Below are 16,826 nucleotides of genomic sequence, written 5' to 3'. Positions count from 1 at the left end.
CCTGCAGAACTGGGAGAGCTACCTCGGATCGCACACGCGGGCCGAGCTGGTGGCAACGCTGATTGCCAGCGCGGAGATTATTGGCGCGCAATACGGGACAGAAGGGCTCTGGATGGCGTGAGCTTGCGCGCAGAGGCGATGACGAATGACGGCATGGCCGGGGGCGGGGAGCTTTGTCCCCGCCCTCATCATGCCGCCTGCGGCCGCCGTGCCCCGTCCCGTCTGTCACACCGTGCAAGGCCCATGCATGCGAGAGTGTCTTCCACAACAATAATAAATCCCGATGATTTCCGAAGAGAGGACGTTAAACGACGCGCATGTCATCCTGCGCAATCAACATTGATTTGACCATCATCGTTTCCATTTCATGTGCAGGAACCGGCTTTGATACAAAATTGCCCTGTATCGAGTCGCAGGCAAGTTCCTTTAGCGCACGGTGCTGTTCCTGCGTTTCCACGCCTTCCGCCACAATGGACATTTCCAGCGCGTGGCCCAGCGACACGATGGCCTTGAAAAAAACTTCTCCCTCATGGTCTTTGCAAAGCACGTTGGTAAATGCGCGGTCGATTTTCAGAATATCGACGTCGAGGTCCCGGAGTTGGGACAGCGACGAATAGCCGGTCCCGAAGTCATCGATGAGGATCTTGACGCCCATTGCCCGCAATTCGTCCAGGTCCTTCGCGACGGCATCGCCCGAAGTCAACATCACGGATTCCGTGAGCTCTATTTCAATGAGCGAGGGGGCGATGTGATGCGCTGACGTCAGCTCGCGCAGGACGCCGCCTACGTCTCCGGCAGCAAACTGGGCCGCCGACACATTTACCGAAACCGGGACAAGCGGGAAGCCGCTCGCCTTCCAATCCTCGAGCTGTTCGCAGACTTTCTTGATCACGATTCGGCCGAGTTTGAGAATAAGTCCGGTTTCTTCGGCAATCTGAATAAACTCTCCCGGAAAAATCAATCCGTGTTCCGGGTGGTCCCACCGCACCAGCGCCTCCATGCTGCAGAGCCGGCCTGTTGTCGTCTCGACGCGCGGCTGGTAATGCACGACGAATTCTTCCTGCTCGATTGCGGCTCTTAAAGCCTTTTCCTTGTCCAGTCGAAGAATCAGCCGTTCGGACAGGTGCGACTGGTAAAAGTGATAGCGGCCTTTCCCGGCTGCTTTCGCGGCATACATCGCCACGTCCGCATGCTTGAGCAACGTTTCACCGTCTTCCCCGTCCTGTGGAAACATGCTGATGCCAACGGATGCGCGCACGCGTTGGTTCTCCAGCCCTTTCAGGACAAACGGTTCGTTCAGCGCCTTGACGACCAATCCCGCTACTCGGGTTACGGACTCCGTTGACTCGACATGCTCCAGCACGATCGTAAATTCATCGCCGCCGAGACGAATCACGTGGTCGCTTGCTCGCACCGCTGCTTTCAATCGCGAGGCAACGCTTTTCAGCAGTTCGTCGCCTGCGTCGTGCCCGAGAGTGTCATTGATGTTCTTAAAGTCGTCGAGATCCACAAAAAGGACGGCAAGTTTTGACATGCTCTCTGCCGCACGCCGCAGTGCCTCTGGCAAAAATTCCAGAAGCCAGTTCCGGTTAGGAAGTGCGGTCAAAGTATCGGTATTCGCAAGCTTGGCGAGTTCTTGCTCGTAAGCCTTATGGCGCGAAATATCCCGGACAACCATCGCCACACCGTTCCCGGCCTTCATGAACCGTCGGTACACCCATGACGGACCGGAGTGCGTGGCAGACGGTACCCTGAATTCCTCTTCATGAAAACCCACGTCCATCACATGCCTGAGGACTCGGTCTGTCTCGCCGTGGTATTCCCTGGGCAATACCTCAGAAAATGCGCGGCCAACCACCTTGTCCCGCGTTGACCCGACAAATGCCGCGGCACGCTCATTGCAATCTTCCACGCGAAAATCCAGGATGTGGGACTGCCCTTGCTCGCGAATGGGCCGCAGTGTATAAAAGCCCTCTTGCGCAGCATCCACAGCGAGTCTGTAGGTATTCTTTATTTCCTCGGACTCCGCATGGCGGCGTGCCAAGCGGCGTGAATAGAACGCACCCAATGCTCCCAGGCTCGCGAGAAGAACTGTCCCGGCGACCGCTGCGAACCGCCATGACGCCGCAGACGCTTCGTACGCCGCATACACTGCTTCTTCCTTCAATCCGGCCAAGGCGACAACAGGGTAATTCCTGACCTTCTTCCAGGCGACGATTCTGCTTGCATCGTCAGTAAATTTTTCGCCCGGCTCCTCCACTATCCCTTCCGGGAGCGAGAAGATCGGGTCCTTGCGGTAGAAAATCCTTGGTGCCCCCTCTGCTCCTCCAACCTTTGTTACAAGCAAAGGACCGTCGACGAGGCGAATGGAAATGAATTCATCTCTGCCTAGCGCTTCCGCTGCGTAGAGGGTGGTTAGGTAAGGCGGTTCGACCGTGACCCATGCCGCGCCGCTGAAGTTGCCGCTTGCATCTTCAAGGCGCCTGCTGAAGCGGAGTATCGTTCGCCCTGTCCGGCTTCCGGTTTCCGGTCGGGAGATCAAGAGGCCGACCTGTGGGTTCGCTTTGTGTGACTGGAACCAGTCACGAGTTCCAAAATTGAGGGGCTGAGGCAAGGCAAGCGTGCTTGTGACCACATCACCTTCGGTATTGCTTGCAGAGACGTGAAAGTGGGTATCCGGGAAAACGCCGCTTCGAAAATAATCTTCGAGCCGGACGGTCTCCCGTGTGGAACGCCATAAATGCTTTACGAGCAAGGTGGTACGGTCTATGTCATTAAACGCGCGAGACACCTGCTCTGCATAGGACGAGGTAACCGCGCGAGCGTGCTGGAAAGCCCTGTCTTTCGCCTCTAGCTTCTCGACGGCAAGCTTGGACTCCGTGACCGCCCACAGGAGGGCAATTAAAATCACGGCGAGAAGCGGCCAGAAGAAACCGGGTCTTGAAAGGTGCTTTAGGAGATGCAAGTGTTCTTTATCCTTCACGTCGGCGTTTGCTACCCTGCCGGCGTGGACTCGCGAGAATTGGCCCGTCCAATCGCCCTACGGAGCAGCAATCGAAACTTTTATACGATTAAGAATATGTTTGGACGTCAACGTTCCGTTTGAAGTTTCATGGGCGGGTGCGACGCAATCACGATTTTGAAAATCGAAGGAAACTGCTGCTTGAACGGATGAAAAGCGACGGCTCGAAACGCCGGCTGCCGCAAGACGGGTTTCCAACCGGGTTGGGAGCATTGCTGGCTACGCAGCAGGCAGCGGTGATGCCGCCAGATCGGGGGCGCACTGTCGCTACAGTGTCAGAAACTGCAGGCCGAGGCGGTACAGCAGTCCCTTGTAACGGATAACGCCAATTTCAAACGTGTATGCAGGCCTTGCTGCCGGCATCTGCATGGGAATGCGAGGGAATGGGCGACAACAAGCTAAGCCGCCCCCCTTTTCTTTACGTGGCGAACAGGATTCCGGCCGGCGCTGCGCTGGGCATTTGATGCAGGAGGGGTGTTACCCGCCGCGGGCGGTTGGCGCCTGCAAGACCCAATGCCTGTTCTCTTTGGTCCGGACAACGCCGTTGAACCAAGAGGGCACCAATATCGAGCTACATCTTGCTAGCGGGCTTGCGCGCGCCATCACCCTCATTCCACCGTGACCGACTTCGCCAGGTTGCGCGGCTTGTCCACATCGGTGCCGCGCGCCAGCGCGGTGTGGTAAGCCAGCAGCTGCAGCGGCACCACATGCAGGATCGGCGACAGCAGGCCGTAGTGTTCCGGCAGGCGGATCACATGCACGCCCTCGGAAGAAGACATGCGCGAGTCGGCGTCCGCGAACACGTAGAGCTGGCCGCCGCGGGCGCGCACTTCCTGCATGTTCGATTTCAGCTTTTCGATCAGCGTGTCGTTCGGCGCCACCGTCACCACCGGCATTTCCTGCGTGACCAGCGCCAGCGGGCCGTGCTTCAGTTCGCCGGCCGGATAGGCCTCCGCGTGGATGTAGGAGATTTCCTTCAGCTTCAGCGCGCCTTCCAGCGCAATCGGATAGTGCAGGCCGCGGCCGAGGAAGAGGGCGTTCTCCTTGCGCGCGAATTCCTCCGCCCATGCGATGATCTGCGGCTCCAGCGCCAGCACCGCGCCGATCGATACCGGCAGGTGGCGCAGTGCCTTCAGGTGAGACGTTTCCTGTTCGTCGCTCAGGCGGCCGCGCACTTGCGCCAGCGACAGCGCGAGCAGGAACAGCGCGACCAGCTGGGTGGTGAAAGCTTTGGTCGATGCAACGCCGACTTCCACGCCGGCGCGCGTAATGTAGGACAACATGCACTCGCGCACCATCGCGCTGGTGGCGACGTTGCAGATGGTGAGGGTATTCACCATGTCCTGTTTGCGCGCATGTTTCAGCGCCGCGAGGGTGTCGGCGGTTTCGCCGCTTTGCGAAATCGTGACCACCAGCGCATTCGGATTCGGCACACTGTCGCGGTAGCGGTATTCGCTGGCGATTTCCACATTCACCGGAATCTTCGCGATCGACTCGATCCAGTACTTCGCGGTCAGGCCCGCATAGTAGCTGGTGCCGCAGGCGAGGATCAGCACCGAATCGATCTTCTGGAACACCTTGTAGGCCTTGTCGCCGAACAGCTCCGGCATCACGCCGGACACGCCGTCCAGCGTGTCGCCGATGGCGCGCGGCTGCTCGAAGATTTCCTTCTGCATGTAATGGCGATATGGGCCGAGCTCGGCCGCGCCGGTGTGGGCGTGCACGGTACGCACCTCGCGCTCGGCAGGCTTGCCGTTCGCATCGGTGATCCAGTAGCGCTGCAGTTGCAGGTCCACCACATCGCCTTCTTCGAGGTAAATGATCTGGTCGGTGGTGCCGGCCAGCGCCATCGCATCCGAAGCCAGGAAGTTTTCACCCTTGCCGACGCCGACGATCAGCGGCGACCCCTGGCGCGCGCCCACTACCCGGTGCGGCTCGTCGCGGCAGAATACCGCGATCGCATAGGCGCCGTGCAGGCGCTTGACCGCCTGCTGCACCGTCTCGAACAGGTCGCCGGTGTACACGTGGTCGATCAGGTGGGCGATGACTTCGGTGTCGGTCTGGCTTTCAAAGACGTAGCCGGCGGCGGTGAGCTCGGCGCGCAGTTCGTCGTGGTTTTCGATGATGCCATTGTGGACCAGCGCGATGCGCTCGCGGGAGAAGTGCGGATGGGCGTTGTGCGACGCCGGCGCGCCGTGCGTTGCCCAACGGGTGTGCGCGATCCCGGTGAAGCCGGCGAGCGCGGCCTTTTCCACCTGCAGCTCGAGGTCGGCCACGCGCGAGGTGCTGCGCGAACGCTGCAGCATGCCGTCAACGTGCAAGGCGACCCCGCAGGAGTCGTACCCGCGGTATTCGAGCCGTTTCAGGCCCTGCAACAGGATTGGAGTGATATTGCGCTGCGCGACTGCGCCGACGATGCCACACATGGGACTCCCCTTTGATTTGTCCGTGATGACGCTATCCTAGAAGAGGGTGTGTGAAATAAGTTTGCGAAATTTCAGGAAAAATGAATTTAAAATTCCTGTTTGGTCCGTCGTGAAATATAATTTCAATAAATTGGATTAACTGAAAAAATAAATCTTGGACCAAGCCGACATTTTGCTCGATGAGCTGGACCGCCGGATCCTGAACGCCTTGCAGGAAGATGCGTCGCGCACCAACAACGAACTCGCGGCCCTCGTCCACGCGTCGCCGCCTACCTGTCTGCGCCGTGTGAAACGGCTGGCGGACGCTGGCGTCATCGCGCGCCAGGTCGCGCTTGTCGCGCCGGAAAAGGTGGGCGCCGGATTGACCGCGATCGTCGAGATCACGCTCGACCGCCAGGCGGCGGAATACATGCAGGAATTCGAGGCGCTGGTGGCCGGCGAAAGCGCGGTGCTGCAGTGCTACCGCGTATCGCCCGGTCCGGATTTCGTGCTGATCGTGCAGGTGGCCGACATGCCCGCCTACCATGCGCTGGCGCACCGCCTGTTCGCGTCGCACGCCAATGTGCGCAATGTGCGCAGCTTCTTCTCCATTCACCGCAGCAAGTTCGAGACGCGCATCGCGCTTTGAAGCGGCAAACGCGCCTTATTTCTTCACTTTCACCGGCCGTTGCCAGTTCTCGACGGTCACTTGCCGCGCGCGCGATACCGTCAGCTTGCCTTCCGGCGCATCCTTCGTCAGCGTGGTGCCCGCACCCAGCGTCGCACCCTTGCCGACGCGGACCGGCGCCACCAGCTGGGTGTCGCTGCCGATGAAGGCATCGTCCTCGATCACGGTGCGGAACTTGTTCGCGCCGTCGTAGTTGCAGGTAATGGTGCCGGCGCCGATGTTGACCCGCGAGCCGACGGTCGCGTCGCCGACGTAGGCAAGATGGTTGGCCTTGCTGTGCGCGGCAATCTGGCTGTTCTTCACTTCGACGAAATTGCCGATATGGACGTCTTCCTCGAGCACCGTGCCCGGACGCAGACGGGCATACGGCCCGATCGCGGAGCCCGGACCGACCGTGGCGTCCTCGATGTGGCAGAACGGCTTGATCGATGCGCCCTTGGCGATGCGCGCATCGCGGATCACGCAGTGCGCGCCGATGCTGACACCGTCTTCCAGCTCCACAGTGCCTTCGAAGACGCAATTGACATCGATGCTCACGTCGCGGCCGCAGCGCAGTGCGCCGCGCACGTCAAGGCGTTCCGGGTCAGCCAGCGTGACTCCTTGCTCCAGCAGCGCGTGCGCGATATTGCGCTGGTGGATGCGCTCCAGTTCGGCCAGTTGCACCTTGCTGTTGACGCCCAGCGTTTCCCACACCGCTGCCGGCTGCGCCGATACCACCGGAACGCCATCGGAAACCGCGCGCTCGACGATGTCGGTCAGGTAATACTCTTTCTGCGCATTGTCATTGGACAGCGTCGACAGCCACTGTTTCAGCTTTGCCGTCGGCGCCACCATGATCCCTGTGTTCACTTCGCGGATCGCGCGCTGCGATTCGTTCGCATCCTTCTGCTCGACGATGCCGACGATCTTGCCGTCATGCCGCAGGATGCGGCCGTAGCCGGTCGGATCCGGCAAATCGATAGTGAGGATGGCCAACTTTTCCCGGCCTGCAGTGTCCAAGAGTTGCTGCAATGAATGCATCGCGGTCAGCGGCACGTCGCCGTACAGCACCAGCGTCGGCACATCGTCTTGCAGATGGGGCACGGCCTGCATTACCGCATGTCCGGTGCCGAGCTGCGGCTCCTGGCGGGCGAAGGTGATGTCGGGGGCCTCGAATGCCTGTGGAACTGCCTCGCCGCCGTGACCGTAAATGACGCAAAGGCGTTGCGGCGAGAGTGCGCGGGCAGTGTCGATGACATGCGCCAGCAAGGGCTTGCCGGCCAGCGGATGTAGAACCTTCGGCAACGCGGATTGCATGCGCTTTCCCATGCCGGCAGCAAGAATGACTATATTCATGGAAGACAATTTGAATTGATGCAAAATTTTAACATGCGACCCCATCGTGCCTTTTTGCCGCGGCTGAGCCTGTTCCTGCTCGCCTGCCTGCTGGCGGGGTGCAGTGCCCTGCGCCTCGGTTATGCAAACGGCGACACCGTCATTTATTGGTGGCTCAACGGCTACCTCGACTTCACGCACGAGCAGAAGCCCTGGGTCAGGGCTCATGTCGACCGCCTGTTTGAATGGCACCGCAGGACGCAGCTGCGCGACTACGTGCAATTGCTGTCCCAGGTCCAGGAGCGCCTGCAGCGCGGTCCGGCCACACCCAGGGATATCCACGGCGATTTCGCGGCCGTGCGCAAGCGCGCGGTCCTGGTGCTCGAAAAGGCGGTGCCGGAACTGACCGACCTTGCGATGTCACTCGAGCCGCAGCAGATCGCCCACCTCGAAAAGAAGTTCGCGTCCAACAACGAGAAGTATCGTAAAGAGTATTTGCAGGGCACCATTGAGGACCGTCAACGGCTGCGCTACAAAAAGGTGATGAACCAGGCGGAATACTGGTTCGGCGGCTTCAGCGAAGAGCAGGAAGCGCAGATCCGCGCCGCATCCGACGCGCGTCCGCTGGACAATGAAATCCTGCTGGCCGAACGCGTGCGCCGGCAGCAGGAGATGCTCGGCATGCTCAGGAAGATCCAGGCCGAGCAGCCGTCGCGCGAGGCGGTCTCGCAGATGCTCCGGGAGTACATCGCGCGCGGCGCCGGGAATTTCACCTATGCGGAGAACAAGGCATTTTTCGATGGCTCGGCCGATGGCCTGGCGCAGCTGATCGCGGCCATCGTCAACATGGCGACGCCGGAACAGAAGGCGCATGCGGTGAAGCGCCTGCAGCGCTGGATCGATGACTGCAATGGGCTGGCGGCGCGGGAATAATCGGCATTGAACAGGTCTGGCGGACCTGTTTCACCCGGCGGGCCCGGTTCCCGGACGAAGGGCCGGGCCGCGGATTTCAGGTTGCGCAGTTCGTGATGCAGGCCGCCCGCGTCGCCGGCGGCGGTCAGGCGCGCGGTCGCCGCCCGCCCGCGCACCTCGTGCCGGCCGTACTGGCGAGGTCAGTCGTCCAGGCCGAACCGGATCACATTCGCCGCCGGCGGCGCGCACGGTTCTTCGTCAAACGCGATATCGCCGTCGGGCGATGCCACCCCGGTCGCTTTCAGGTCGACGAAGTTGAACAGGTTCTTGTCCATCAGGTGCGACGGCGCAATCGTGGACAGCGCCGAGAAAATGTTCTCCACCCGTCCCGGATGCTTCTTTTCCCATTCCCGCAGCATCGCCTTGATCTGCTTGCGCTGCAGGTTTTCCTGGCTGCCGCACAGGTTGCACGGGATGATCGGGAATTGCCGCACTTCCGCGAAGCGCTCCATGTCGGCTTCCTTCACATACGCCAGCGGCCGGATCACGATGTGCTTGCCGTCGTCCGACTGCAGCTTGGGCGGCATGCCCTTGAGCTTGGCGCCGAAGAACATGTTGAGGAAGAAGGTTTCCAGGATGTCGTCGCGGTGGTGGCCGAGCGCGATCTTGGTTGCGCCAAGTTCGTCCGCCACCCGGTACAGGATGCCGCGCCGCAGGCGCGAGCACAGCGAGCAGGTCGTCTTGCCTTCCGGGATGACGCGCTTGACGATGCTGTACGTGTCCTGGTTTTCGATGTGGAAGGGCACGCCGATCTTCGTCAGGTACTCCGGCAGCACATGCTCGGGGAAACCCGGCTGCTTCTGGTCGAGGTTGACCGCGACGATGTCGAAATGGATGGGCGCGCGCTCGCGCAGCGTCAGCAGGATGTCGAGCAGGCCGTAGCTGTCCTTGCCGCCGGACAGGCAGACCATCACCTTGTCGCCGTCCTCGATCATGTTGAAGTCGCCGATCGCCTGGCCGGCCAGCCGGCACAGCCGCTTGTGCAGCTTGTTGTTTTCGTAGGCGATCTTTTCCGCCTTTTTCAGGCTGGCCGGCTGCTCCGCCGCGCCCTGTTGCAATGTTTCGCTCATGTCGGTTTTCGTCTTCACTGCTTGATGTGGATGACTTCCACGCCGACCGCGTCGCAGTCCGGATACACATCCGGCTTCTCAGTCGACACCCGTACCGCGCGCACCTTGGGATGCGCCAGCATCGCCCGCGCGACGTCGTCGCACAGCGTTTCCTGCAGGTGGATGTGGCCCTCGGCCATGCGCTTGGCGATCGTGTCGCGCATGAAGTCGTAGTCGACGACTTCATACAGGTGGTCTTCCTTCGGTGTCGATTCCGCCAGCGGGATGAACAGGTCGACGTTGATCAGCACGCGCTGCTCGCCTTTCTTTTCGAATTCATGGACGCCGATGTTGATCATCACCTCGTAGTTGCGCAGGAAGAGGCGCCGGCAGTCGGCAAGGCTGGGATGCGATAGGGAAGAAAGCATGATTTCAGGGGTTATTTGGCAACGAACATCACGTCGCGTTGCAGGGGAATCAAGTGCTGGCCGCCATCGACCAGCAGGGTGGTGCCGGTCAGCGCCGGGTTCTCGGCGGCGAAGCATACCGCATGGGCGACGTCATCCGGCGTGCTGCCCCGTCCCAGCGGCGTCATCTGGTGGGCTTTCGCGAATCCTTCCTCGGTCTGGCTGCCCGAGACCAGCGTCAGGCCGGGGGCGACTCCCACCACGCGCACCTTCGGCGCCAGCGCCTGCGCCAGCACGGTGGTCGCGGTGTGCAAGGCGGCCTTGGACAGCGTATAGGAAAGGAAATCCGGATTCAGGTTGTACAGCTTCTGGTCGAGCAGGTTGACCACGACCGACTGCGCGCCATCCGGCGTCGCGTCGAACAGCGCGCGCGCCAGCAGTACCGGCGCGGCGAGATTGGCGTGCATGTGCCGGTCCAGGCTGGCGGTCGAAAAGTCGGCGGCGCTGTCGTGCTCGAACAGCGAGGCATTGTTGACCACGCAGCCGACCCGGCCGAGCAGGGCGGCCGCGCGCGGCAGCAGGTCCTTGACTGCGGCTTCGTCGGCGAGGTCGCATTGCACGGCGGCGGCGCGCCGGCCCAGCGCCTCGATCTCCCGTACGACGGCCGCAGCGTCGTCGGCGGAGCGGCCGTAATGCACGGCCACATCCCAGCCGTGCTGCGCCAGCCCGAGCGCGATGAAGCGCCCGATGCGTTTCGCAGCACCGGTCACTAGCGCAACTTTTTCGCTTCCTGCTGTCATAGAAATGTCGTGGTTCCGGCGGGTGTTGTCATTCCATCCATGCCGCGGCGTGCGCGCGCACGGTTGTTCACAATCGTCAGGCCGATTTCAATACAATACCGAACATGCAACTTCACCTGCCTGAACCTTCCCTGGATGCGCAAAGCGCATCGCGCGCGCTGCAAAAACTGATCGCCGACGACATCGAAAGCCAATCCGGCTGGATTTCCTTTGCCCGTTACATGGAGCAGGTGCTGTACGCGCCGGGCCTGGGGTATTACAGCGGCGGGGCGGCAAAACTCGGTAAAGACGGAGATTTTACAACCGCGCCCGAAATCACGCCGCTTTTTGGCGCGTCGCTGGCGCAGGTCGTGGCCGACCTGATGGCGCAGACCAGCCCGCAGCTGCTGGAATTCGGCGCCGGCAGCGGCAAGCTGGCGCGGGACATCCTGACCGAATTGCGGGCGCTGGGCGTGCCGCTGCAGCGCTACCTGATCGTCGAATTGTCGGGTGAGTTGCGCGCGCGCCAGGAGGCATTGCTGCGCGATTTCCCGGAAGTCTGCTGGGCCGAGCGCCTGCCGCCGGCGTTCTCCGGCGTGGTGGTCGGCAACGAAGTGCTCGACGCGATGCCCGTCAACCTTGTCGTCAAGGGCGTACAGGGCTGGCAGGAGCGCGGCGTCGGCCTGGAAGACGGCCGTTTCGTGTTTCGCGACCGGCCCTGCGAGTCGTCGCTGGTGGCGCAGATACCGGACGCCGAGGATTTGCCGCCTGGATACCTGACCGAAATCCACCCCGTCGCCGCCGCCTTCATGCGCTCCCTCGCGGCAATGCTGGCCGCCGGGCGTGCGGAAACCGGGCGCGGCGGGGCCGCAATCCTGGTCGATTACGGCTTTCCCGCACGCGAGTATTACCTCGACCAGCGTACGCAGGGCACGCTGATGTGTCATTACCGGCACCATGCGCATCCCGACCCGTTCTACCTTCCCGGATTGCAGGACGTGACCGCCCATGTCGACTTCAGCGCGATGGCACGCGCCGCGGTGGAAGAGGGGCTTGACCTGCTTGGCTATACCACGCAGGCAGCCTTCCTGCTGGACGCCGGTATCGGCGAACTGTTGCTGCGGACCTCGCCGCAGGACCCGATGCGCTACCTGCCGCAAGCCAATGCGGTACAAAAACTGGTGTCGCCGGCCGAGATGGGCGAACTGTTCAAGGTGCTGGTCGTTGGGAAAGATGTATTGTTGCCGGAGCAATTCGGCCGCAACGACCGCAGCCATCGGCTATGATTGCCGCACGCATTTCTAGGGGCGGCGCATGCTACGCTGGGTTCTGACGATCTTCATCGCGCTGGTCATCTTTTCGGCGGCCTGGCCCTGGCTGGAAAAGCTGGGCATCGGCCGCCTGCCGGGCGATCTGCGCTTTACCCTGTTCGGCCGCAAATTTTCCCTGCCGTTCGCATCGACGCTGCTGCTGTCGGCGGCGGTCGTGGTGCTCGGCAAGCTGCTGCGCTGAGGCCGCCAATGCCGGCTGCCGCCAGATTCATGTCGAAAGGATATCGATGATCCGCTGGGTTGCCGTCATCTTCATCGGCTTGTTCATCTTCTACCCTCTGCTGCCATGGTTCGACCGGCTGCGCGTCGGCCGCCTGCCCGGCGACGTCCTGTTCCGGCTGCGCGGCGTGGTGTTCTGCCTGCCTTTCGGGTCGACGGTGGTCTGGTCGGCCGGCGCCTTTCTGATTGCCGAACTGGTGAGCTGGACCTGCATGTTCTGCTGAGCGCAGCTCCGCTGCAGCGGCTTAGGCGCGCAACCCCTCTCGATTTTCGAAGGGGGTGCCGGTCGCCTTCATCTATGGTGGCGGCCTGCTGCTGCCGGCCCTGTTCTGTGCGGGTGGCAATTCTGGCCCGCATGCGCCCCGATGCTTCAGCCTGAGCCCGTTGCCCGGCCTCGTTGCAAGCAGCCTGGCAGCCCGCCTGCGGGTTTGCTTTTCGGCCCGACAATGGTATTTTGGCGTCCTGGAGCCGGAACCAGGCTCCATCAGCGGCCGGATGTCCCGGCCTCGCAGGGATTTGTAGGCATCGCCCGGAATAATAAATGTCATCGCTTCGTAGTCTGACCGCATTGATCGTCGAGCCGCACTCCGGCATGCGCATGAACCTGCACAACATGCTCAACCTGTGCGGGATCAACAAGATCGACCATGCAGTCAGTTCCGGCACTGCCATTCGTCCGCTCAAGAACAAATCCTACGATCTGATCATCTGCGAATACGACCTCGGCGAGGGGCAGGACGGCCAGCAGCTTCTGGAAGACCTGCGCCACAACAAGCTGATCCCGCTCTGGACCATCTTCATCATTGTCACCGCCGAGAGGCTGTATGAGAAGGTGGTGAGTGCCGCGGAACTGGCGCCGACCGACTATATCCTCAAGCCGTTTACCGCCGACACGCTGATGGAGCGTATCGCGCGCGCCATCGAAAAGCGCGCCGCCTTCCTGCCGGCTTACCACCTGATGGAGCATGGCAACCTCGCCGATGCGATCGATATCTGCAGGATCGGCGAGGGCAAGTACCCGAGGTACGCGGTCGACTTCATGCGACTGCGCGCGGAGCTGCACGTGATCCTCGGCGAGGCGGCCGAGGCGGAAAAAATATACCAGGTCCTGCTGGACACCAAGGCCGTGGCCTGGGCGCGGCTCGGGCTGGCGAAAACCCTGTTCATGCAGGGTGAGTTCGGCGAAGCCGAGGAGCTGCTGCAAAAGCTGGTGGAAGAGAACAGCAAATACATGGATGCCTACGACTGGCTGGCCAAGACGCATGAAGCGATGGACCAGCTGCCGCAGGCCAAGGAAGTGCTGGCCGACGCCGTGGCGATTTCACCGCATGCGGTGCGCCGCCTGCGCAAGCTGGGTGATGTAGCGTTGGAAACCGGCGATGTGGACACCGCGGAAAAGTCTTTCCAGAAGGTGGTCACGAAGGCCAAGTATTCCGAATTCCGCGACCCGGAAGACCATGTCCGCCTGGTCCGCACCCTGGTCAAGAAAGGCGATACGCAGCAGGCGTCGTCGGTCATCCGCGACATGGACAAGTCGCTCGGCAACCTGGAAAAGACCGCTGCCTGCCGCGCCTTGTCCGCCGCGCTGGTGCATACCGAACTGGGCAACCCGGACAAGGCAGCGGAAGAGCTTGCGGCAGCGGTCGCCGCCTGCCGCGAAACCGCCGGCATTTCGAACGACATGAAGATGGAGCTGGCGAAAACCTGCCTGCACCACAATCTCGAGGATGGCGCATCGGAGGTGATGCGCGACGTGATGAGCAATGCGGCCGACGATGCGGCGATGGCCAAGGCAATGGCGGTCTTCGAGCAGGCCGGGCGCAAGGAACTGGCGCAAACCGTGGCCCGCGAAAGCCGCCGGCATGTGGTCGATCTGGTGTCGAGCGGCGCGGAGAAGGCGCGGCAGGGCGACTACCAGGGCGCGGTACAGCTGATGACGGCTGCGGTGCACAAGCTCCCGGACAATCCACAGGTCGTCTTCAACGCCGCGGTTGCGGTCCTCAAATACCTGGAAAACGTCGGTTGGGAAGGCAAGCTGGGCGAGCAGGTCAAGAGCTACATCGATTCGGCGCGCCGCCTGGATCCGAACAACCCGCGCCTGGCGCCATTGAACGAGCTTTATCAGGCCATCATGAAAAAGTACGGAATCAAGCCGCCGACGCCGGCGGCCTGATATCAGAACAGCTCGCGCACGCGTTCCGGCGGCCGGGCGATTACGCCCCGGCTATCGCGCACCACGATAGGGCGCTGCAGCAGCTTCGGGTGGGATGCGAGTGCGTGCAGCAGGCCGGCTTCGTCTGCCTGCGTCAGCTGCAGCGCCGCATATTCCTCTTCATTGCTCCTCACCATTTCCGCTGCGGTGCATCCGAGCAGCCGTTGCAGCGAAGACAGCTGTTCCAGTGTCAGTGGCGTTTTCAGGTACTCCACCACCGTCACTTCGAACTGGCTCCGGCTGGCGATGTCTTGCAACAAAGTCAGTGCTTCGCGGGATTTCGAGCAGCGTGGATTGTGATAGATCGTGATCATTGTCGTCCTGTCAAAAAGTCGGCTCATTGTAATCGGCGGCCGGCGACCCTGCTTGCATCGCCCGGCTGCGATGAACCTGCCTGGGAACAATGCGGTCACAGCGTTACTCCCGAAACAAATCAAGCAACGACGACGAATACACTCATGCCAGATCAGATCACCCCCCAGGCAAACACCACCTATTCTCCATCCGGGGATGCCCCGACCGCACCGCGCGATTCACGTAATGAAGGCGTACGCCAGTTCCGCCGTCCGGAGTCCGCATGGGCTCAAACCCAGCGCATCCTGTCGGCGCGTGTCCGCGCATTGTCCGATCGGGTCCTGCGCCGCCTCACGCAAAGGACGCTGAAGATCGGCATTTCCGCACGTATCTTCCATCCGGAAGCGGGCGCCAAGGGTTTGCGCAGCAAGACTTTGCAATACCTTGAAGAGTCCATCGCGCAATGGGTGATGTCGCGCGATGTCATGGTCTTCATGATCCCGACGGTGAACAACAACGGCATCCTTCACCCCAGCAATATCCGGCTTCGCGACTACGCCAAGCACCTGGACGGCCTGGTGCTGCAGGGTGGCGCCGACGTTTCGCCGCAAACCTACTCCGAAGCGGCAACCCGGCCCGAGTGGAGCGGCGACCGCGCGCGTGACATGTACGAGCTGGAACTGTTGCATGAATTTATCGAAGCCGGCAAGCCGGTGCTGGGGATCTGCCGGGGTTGTCAACTGATTAACGTGGCGTTCGGCGGCACCTTGTATCAGGACATCGCGACCGACCTGCCGACCGCGATCCAGCACGTCAGCGACTTGTACGACAGCCACTATCATGTCATCCACTTTCCTCAGGGATCTGCCCTGAGTACGCTGTTTCCGGCAGGCTCTGAGGCGCTGGTCAACTCCATCCATCATCAGGCGGTCAAGGACCTCGGGCGTGACCTCGTGGTTGAAGCCGTGTCTGGCAAGGATAGTGTTGTGGAGGCAATTCGCTACAGCAAGGCGCGTTTTGTTGTAGGCCTGCAATGGCACCCCGAGTTCCACCGCGGAGGGAGCGCCGAGTTGCTTGACTGTACGCCAATCCTCGACGACTTCCTGGCCGCCGCACGCGAAACGCGTTTCTGATTCTGCCCACAACGCCGGAAAACTTCGGTTCCGGCTTCCGCCGGCGTTGGCCGCAAAAAATTACTGCGCAAACAGAATTTTTGGTTGACAAGTGGGGATCTCCCTACTATAGTTTGGGGTTCCCTGCGGAGGGGTGGCCGAGTGGTTAATGGCAGCAGACTGTAAATCTGCCCTCTTACGAGTACGCTGGTTCGAATCCAGCCCCCTCCACCAGTTAAACGCAGGAGAGAAATGGCGGTTGAAGGTCCTTGCGGGTGTAGCTCAATGGTAGAGCTGAAGCCTTCCAAGCTTACGACGAGGGTTCGATTCCCTTCACCCGCTCCAGTTTTTGGTTGGACGTAGTGGTTTGATACGGACGACAAAAGCGCCCTTGTAGCTCAGTGGTAGAGCACTCCCTTGGTAAGGGAGAGGCCACGTGTTCAATCCACGTCAAGGGCACCAGTTTTCTTGAATGGCAAGACAGTCGGGCTCGTGCCTGGACATTCTCATCAAATCGTTAGGAGTCGAAAATGGCAAAAGGCAAGTTTGAGCGGACCAAACCGCACGTGAATGTAGGCACGATCGGTCACGTTGACCATGGCAAGACCACGCTGACCGCGGCAATTGCGACGGTGCTGTCGTCCAAGTTCGGCGGCGAGGCGAAGAAGTACGATGAAATCGATGCGGCGCCGGAAGAGAAGGCACGCGGCATTACGATTAACACTGCCCACGTCGAGTATGAGACCGCCAACCGCCACTACGCTCACGTTGACTGCCCGGGCCACGCCGACTACGTCAAGAACATGATCACCGGTGCGGCCCAGATGGACGGCGCGATCCTGGTGTGCTCGGCCGCTGACGGCCCGATGCCGCAGACCCGCGAGCACATTCTGCTGGCGCGTCAGGTTGGTGTGCCGTACATCATCGTGTTCCTGAACAAGTGCGACATGGTCGACGACGCCGAGCTGCTCGAGCTGGTCGAAATGGAAGTGCGCGAGCTGCTGTCCAAGTACGAATTCCCC

The 16,826-nt window shown here is 61.4% G+C and carries 15 protein-coding genes and 3 tRNA genes; 11 read left to right on the top strand and 7 right to left on the bottom strand.

The genetic code is table 11. From position 1 onward, the window contains the following. Positions 1–304: 304 nt before the first annotated feature. Complete coding sequence (locus tag VEC01_RS06925; RefSeq protein ID WP_324900073.1) at positions 305–2,983, bottom strand: bifunctional diguanylate cyclase/phosphodiesterase; 2,679 nt, start codon at positions 2,981–2,983, stop codon at positions 305–307. Positions 2,984–3,630: 647 nt separating this feature from the next. Next, a complete protein-coding gene (glmS, locus tag VEC01_RS06920; protein WP_324900072.1) occupies positions 3,631–5,448 on the bottom strand; it encodes a glutamine--fructose-6-phosphate transaminase (isomerizing) in 1,818 nt (605 codons plus the stop codon). Between the two features lie 154 nt (positions 5,449–5,602). On the opposite strand from glmS, the gene VEC01_RS06915 reads away from it, so the two are divergent. Then, the gene (locus VEC01_RS06915; protein ID WP_324900071.1) at positions 5,603–6,076 is read left to right on the top strand and encodes an Lrp/AsnC family transcriptional regulator; all 474 of its coding nucleotides are present in this window, start codon (positions 5,603–5,605) and stop codon (positions 6,074–6,076) included. A 15-nt stretch (positions 6,077–6,091) separates the two neighbouring features. On the opposite strand, the gene glmU is transcribed toward VEC01_RS06915, so the two are convergent. Further along, entirely contained in the window at positions 6,092–7,450 is a 1,359-nt protein-coding gene (glmU, locus tag VEC01_RS06910) for a bifunctional UDP-N-acetylglucosamine diphosphorylase/glucosamine-1-phosphate N-acetyltransferase GlmU (RefSeq protein ID WP_324900070.1), read from the bottom strand. A 33-nt stretch (positions 7,451–7,483) separates the two neighbouring features. Between glmU and VEC01_RS06905 the strand changes: the two genes are divergently transcribed. After that, positions 7,484–8,362: a DUF6279 family lipoprotein gene (locus VEC01_RS06905; protein WP_324900069.1), complete on the top strand. Its 879-nt coding sequence runs from the start codon at positions 7,484–7,486 to the stop codon at positions 8,360–8,362. 179 nt (positions 8,363–8,541) lie between these two features. Here the strand turns inward: VEC01_RS06905 and ttcA are convergent, their stop codons facing one another. From ttcA to VEC01_RS06890, 3 genes are read right to left on the bottom strand one after another with little or no spacing between them, the layout of a single operon-like run. Beyond that, positions 8,542–9,471, bottom strand: a complete 930-nt coding sequence (ttcA, locus tag VEC01_RS06900) for a tRNA 2-thiocytidine(32) synthetase TtcA (protein ID WP_324900068.1) — start codon at positions 9,469–9,471, stop codon at positions 8,542–8,544. Positions 9,472–9,485: 14 nt separating this feature from the next. Then, complete coding sequence (locus tag VEC01_RS06895; protein WP_324900067.1) at positions 9,486–9,878, bottom strand: dihydroneopterin aldolase; 393 nt, start codon at positions 9,876–9,878, stop codon at positions 9,486–9,488. 11 nt (positions 9,879–9,889) lie between these two features. Then, positions 9,890–10,657, bottom strand: coding sequence for an SDR family oxidoreductase (locus tag VEC01_RS06890; protein WP_324900066.1), 768 nt, complete (start codon positions 10,655–10,657; stop codon positions 9,890–9,892). 104 nt (positions 10,658–10,761) lie between these two features. Here VEC01_RS06890 and VEC01_RS06885 point away from each other — a divergent pair, with 104 nt between their 5' ends. The 4 genes from VEC01_RS06885 to VEC01_RS06870 all read left to right on the top strand — a co-directional run bounded on the left by VEC01_RS06885 (position 10,762) and on the right by VEC01_RS06870 (position 14,359). Next, positions 10,762–11,922 carry a class I SAM-dependent methyltransferase gene (locus VEC01_RS06885; protein ID WP_324900065.1) on the top strand — a complete coding sequence of 387 codons (1,161 nt, stop codon included), beginning with the start codon at positions 10,762–10,764 and terminating at the stop codon, positions 11,920–11,922. A 28-nt stretch (positions 11,923–11,950) separates the two neighbouring features. Further along, positions 11,951–12,148: a DUF2905 domain-containing protein gene (locus VEC01_RS06880; protein ID WP_324900064.1), complete on the top strand. Its 198-nt coding sequence runs from the start codon at positions 11,951–11,953 to the stop codon at positions 12,146–12,148. A gap of 46 nt (positions 12,149–12,194) precedes the next feature. Further along, on the top strand, positions 12,195–12,410 hold the full coding sequence (locus tag VEC01_RS06875; RefSeq protein ID WP_324900063.1) for a DUF2905 domain-containing protein: 216 nt from the start codon (positions 12,195–12,197) through the stop codon (positions 12,408–12,410). Between the two features lie 317 nt (positions 12,411–12,727). After that, entirely contained in the window at positions 12,728–14,359 is a 1,632-nt protein-coding gene (locus VEC01_RS06870; RefSeq protein WP_324900062.1) for a tetratricopeptide repeat protein, read from the top strand. 2 nt (positions 14,360–14,361) lie between these two features. Here VEC01_RS06870 and arsC read toward each other — a convergent pair whose 3' ends face one another. Beyond that, positions 14,362–14,712 (bottom strand): arsenate reductase (glutaredoxin), encoded by a 351-nt coding sequence (arsC, locus tag VEC01_RS06865; protein WP_324900061.1) that lies wholly within the window; start codon positions 14,710–14,712, stop codon positions 14,362–14,364. A gap of 144 nt (positions 14,713–14,856) precedes the next feature. On the opposite strand from arsC, the gene VEC01_RS06860 reads away from it, so the two are divergent. From VEC01_RS06860 to VEC01_RS06840, 5 genes are all read left to right on the top strand, one after another. Then, positions 14,857–15,825 carry a type 1 glutamine amidotransferase gene (locus VEC01_RS06860; protein WP_324900060.1) on the top strand — a complete coding sequence of 323 codons (969 nt, stop codon included), beginning with the start codon at positions 14,857–14,859 and terminating at the stop codon, positions 15,823–15,825. Between the two features lie 127 nt (positions 15,826–15,952). After that, positions 15,953–16,038 (top strand) — tRNA-Tyr (locus tag VEC01_RS06855). Between the two features lie 37 nt (positions 16,039–16,075). Further along, positions 16,076–16,149, top strand: a tRNA-Gly gene (locus VEC01_RS06850). Between the two features lie 42 nt (positions 16,150–16,191). Beyond that, positions 16,192–16,266, top strand: a tRNA-Thr gene (locus VEC01_RS06845). A gap of 68 nt (positions 16,267–16,334) precedes the next feature. After that, positions 16,335–16,826 (top strand): GTP-binding protein (locus tag VEC01_RS06840; protein ID WP_324900058.1); only part of this gene is annotated, 492 nt, incomplete at its 3' end.

Source organism: Noviherbaspirillum sp. (genome assembly GCF_035627455.1).
GTDB lineage: Bacteria > Pseudomonadota > Gammaproteobacteria > Burkholderiales > Burkholderiaceae_D > Noviherbaspirillum.
Note: the sequence above shows the minus strand (reverse complement) of the source record. Positions and strands in the feature narration are given on the sequence as shown.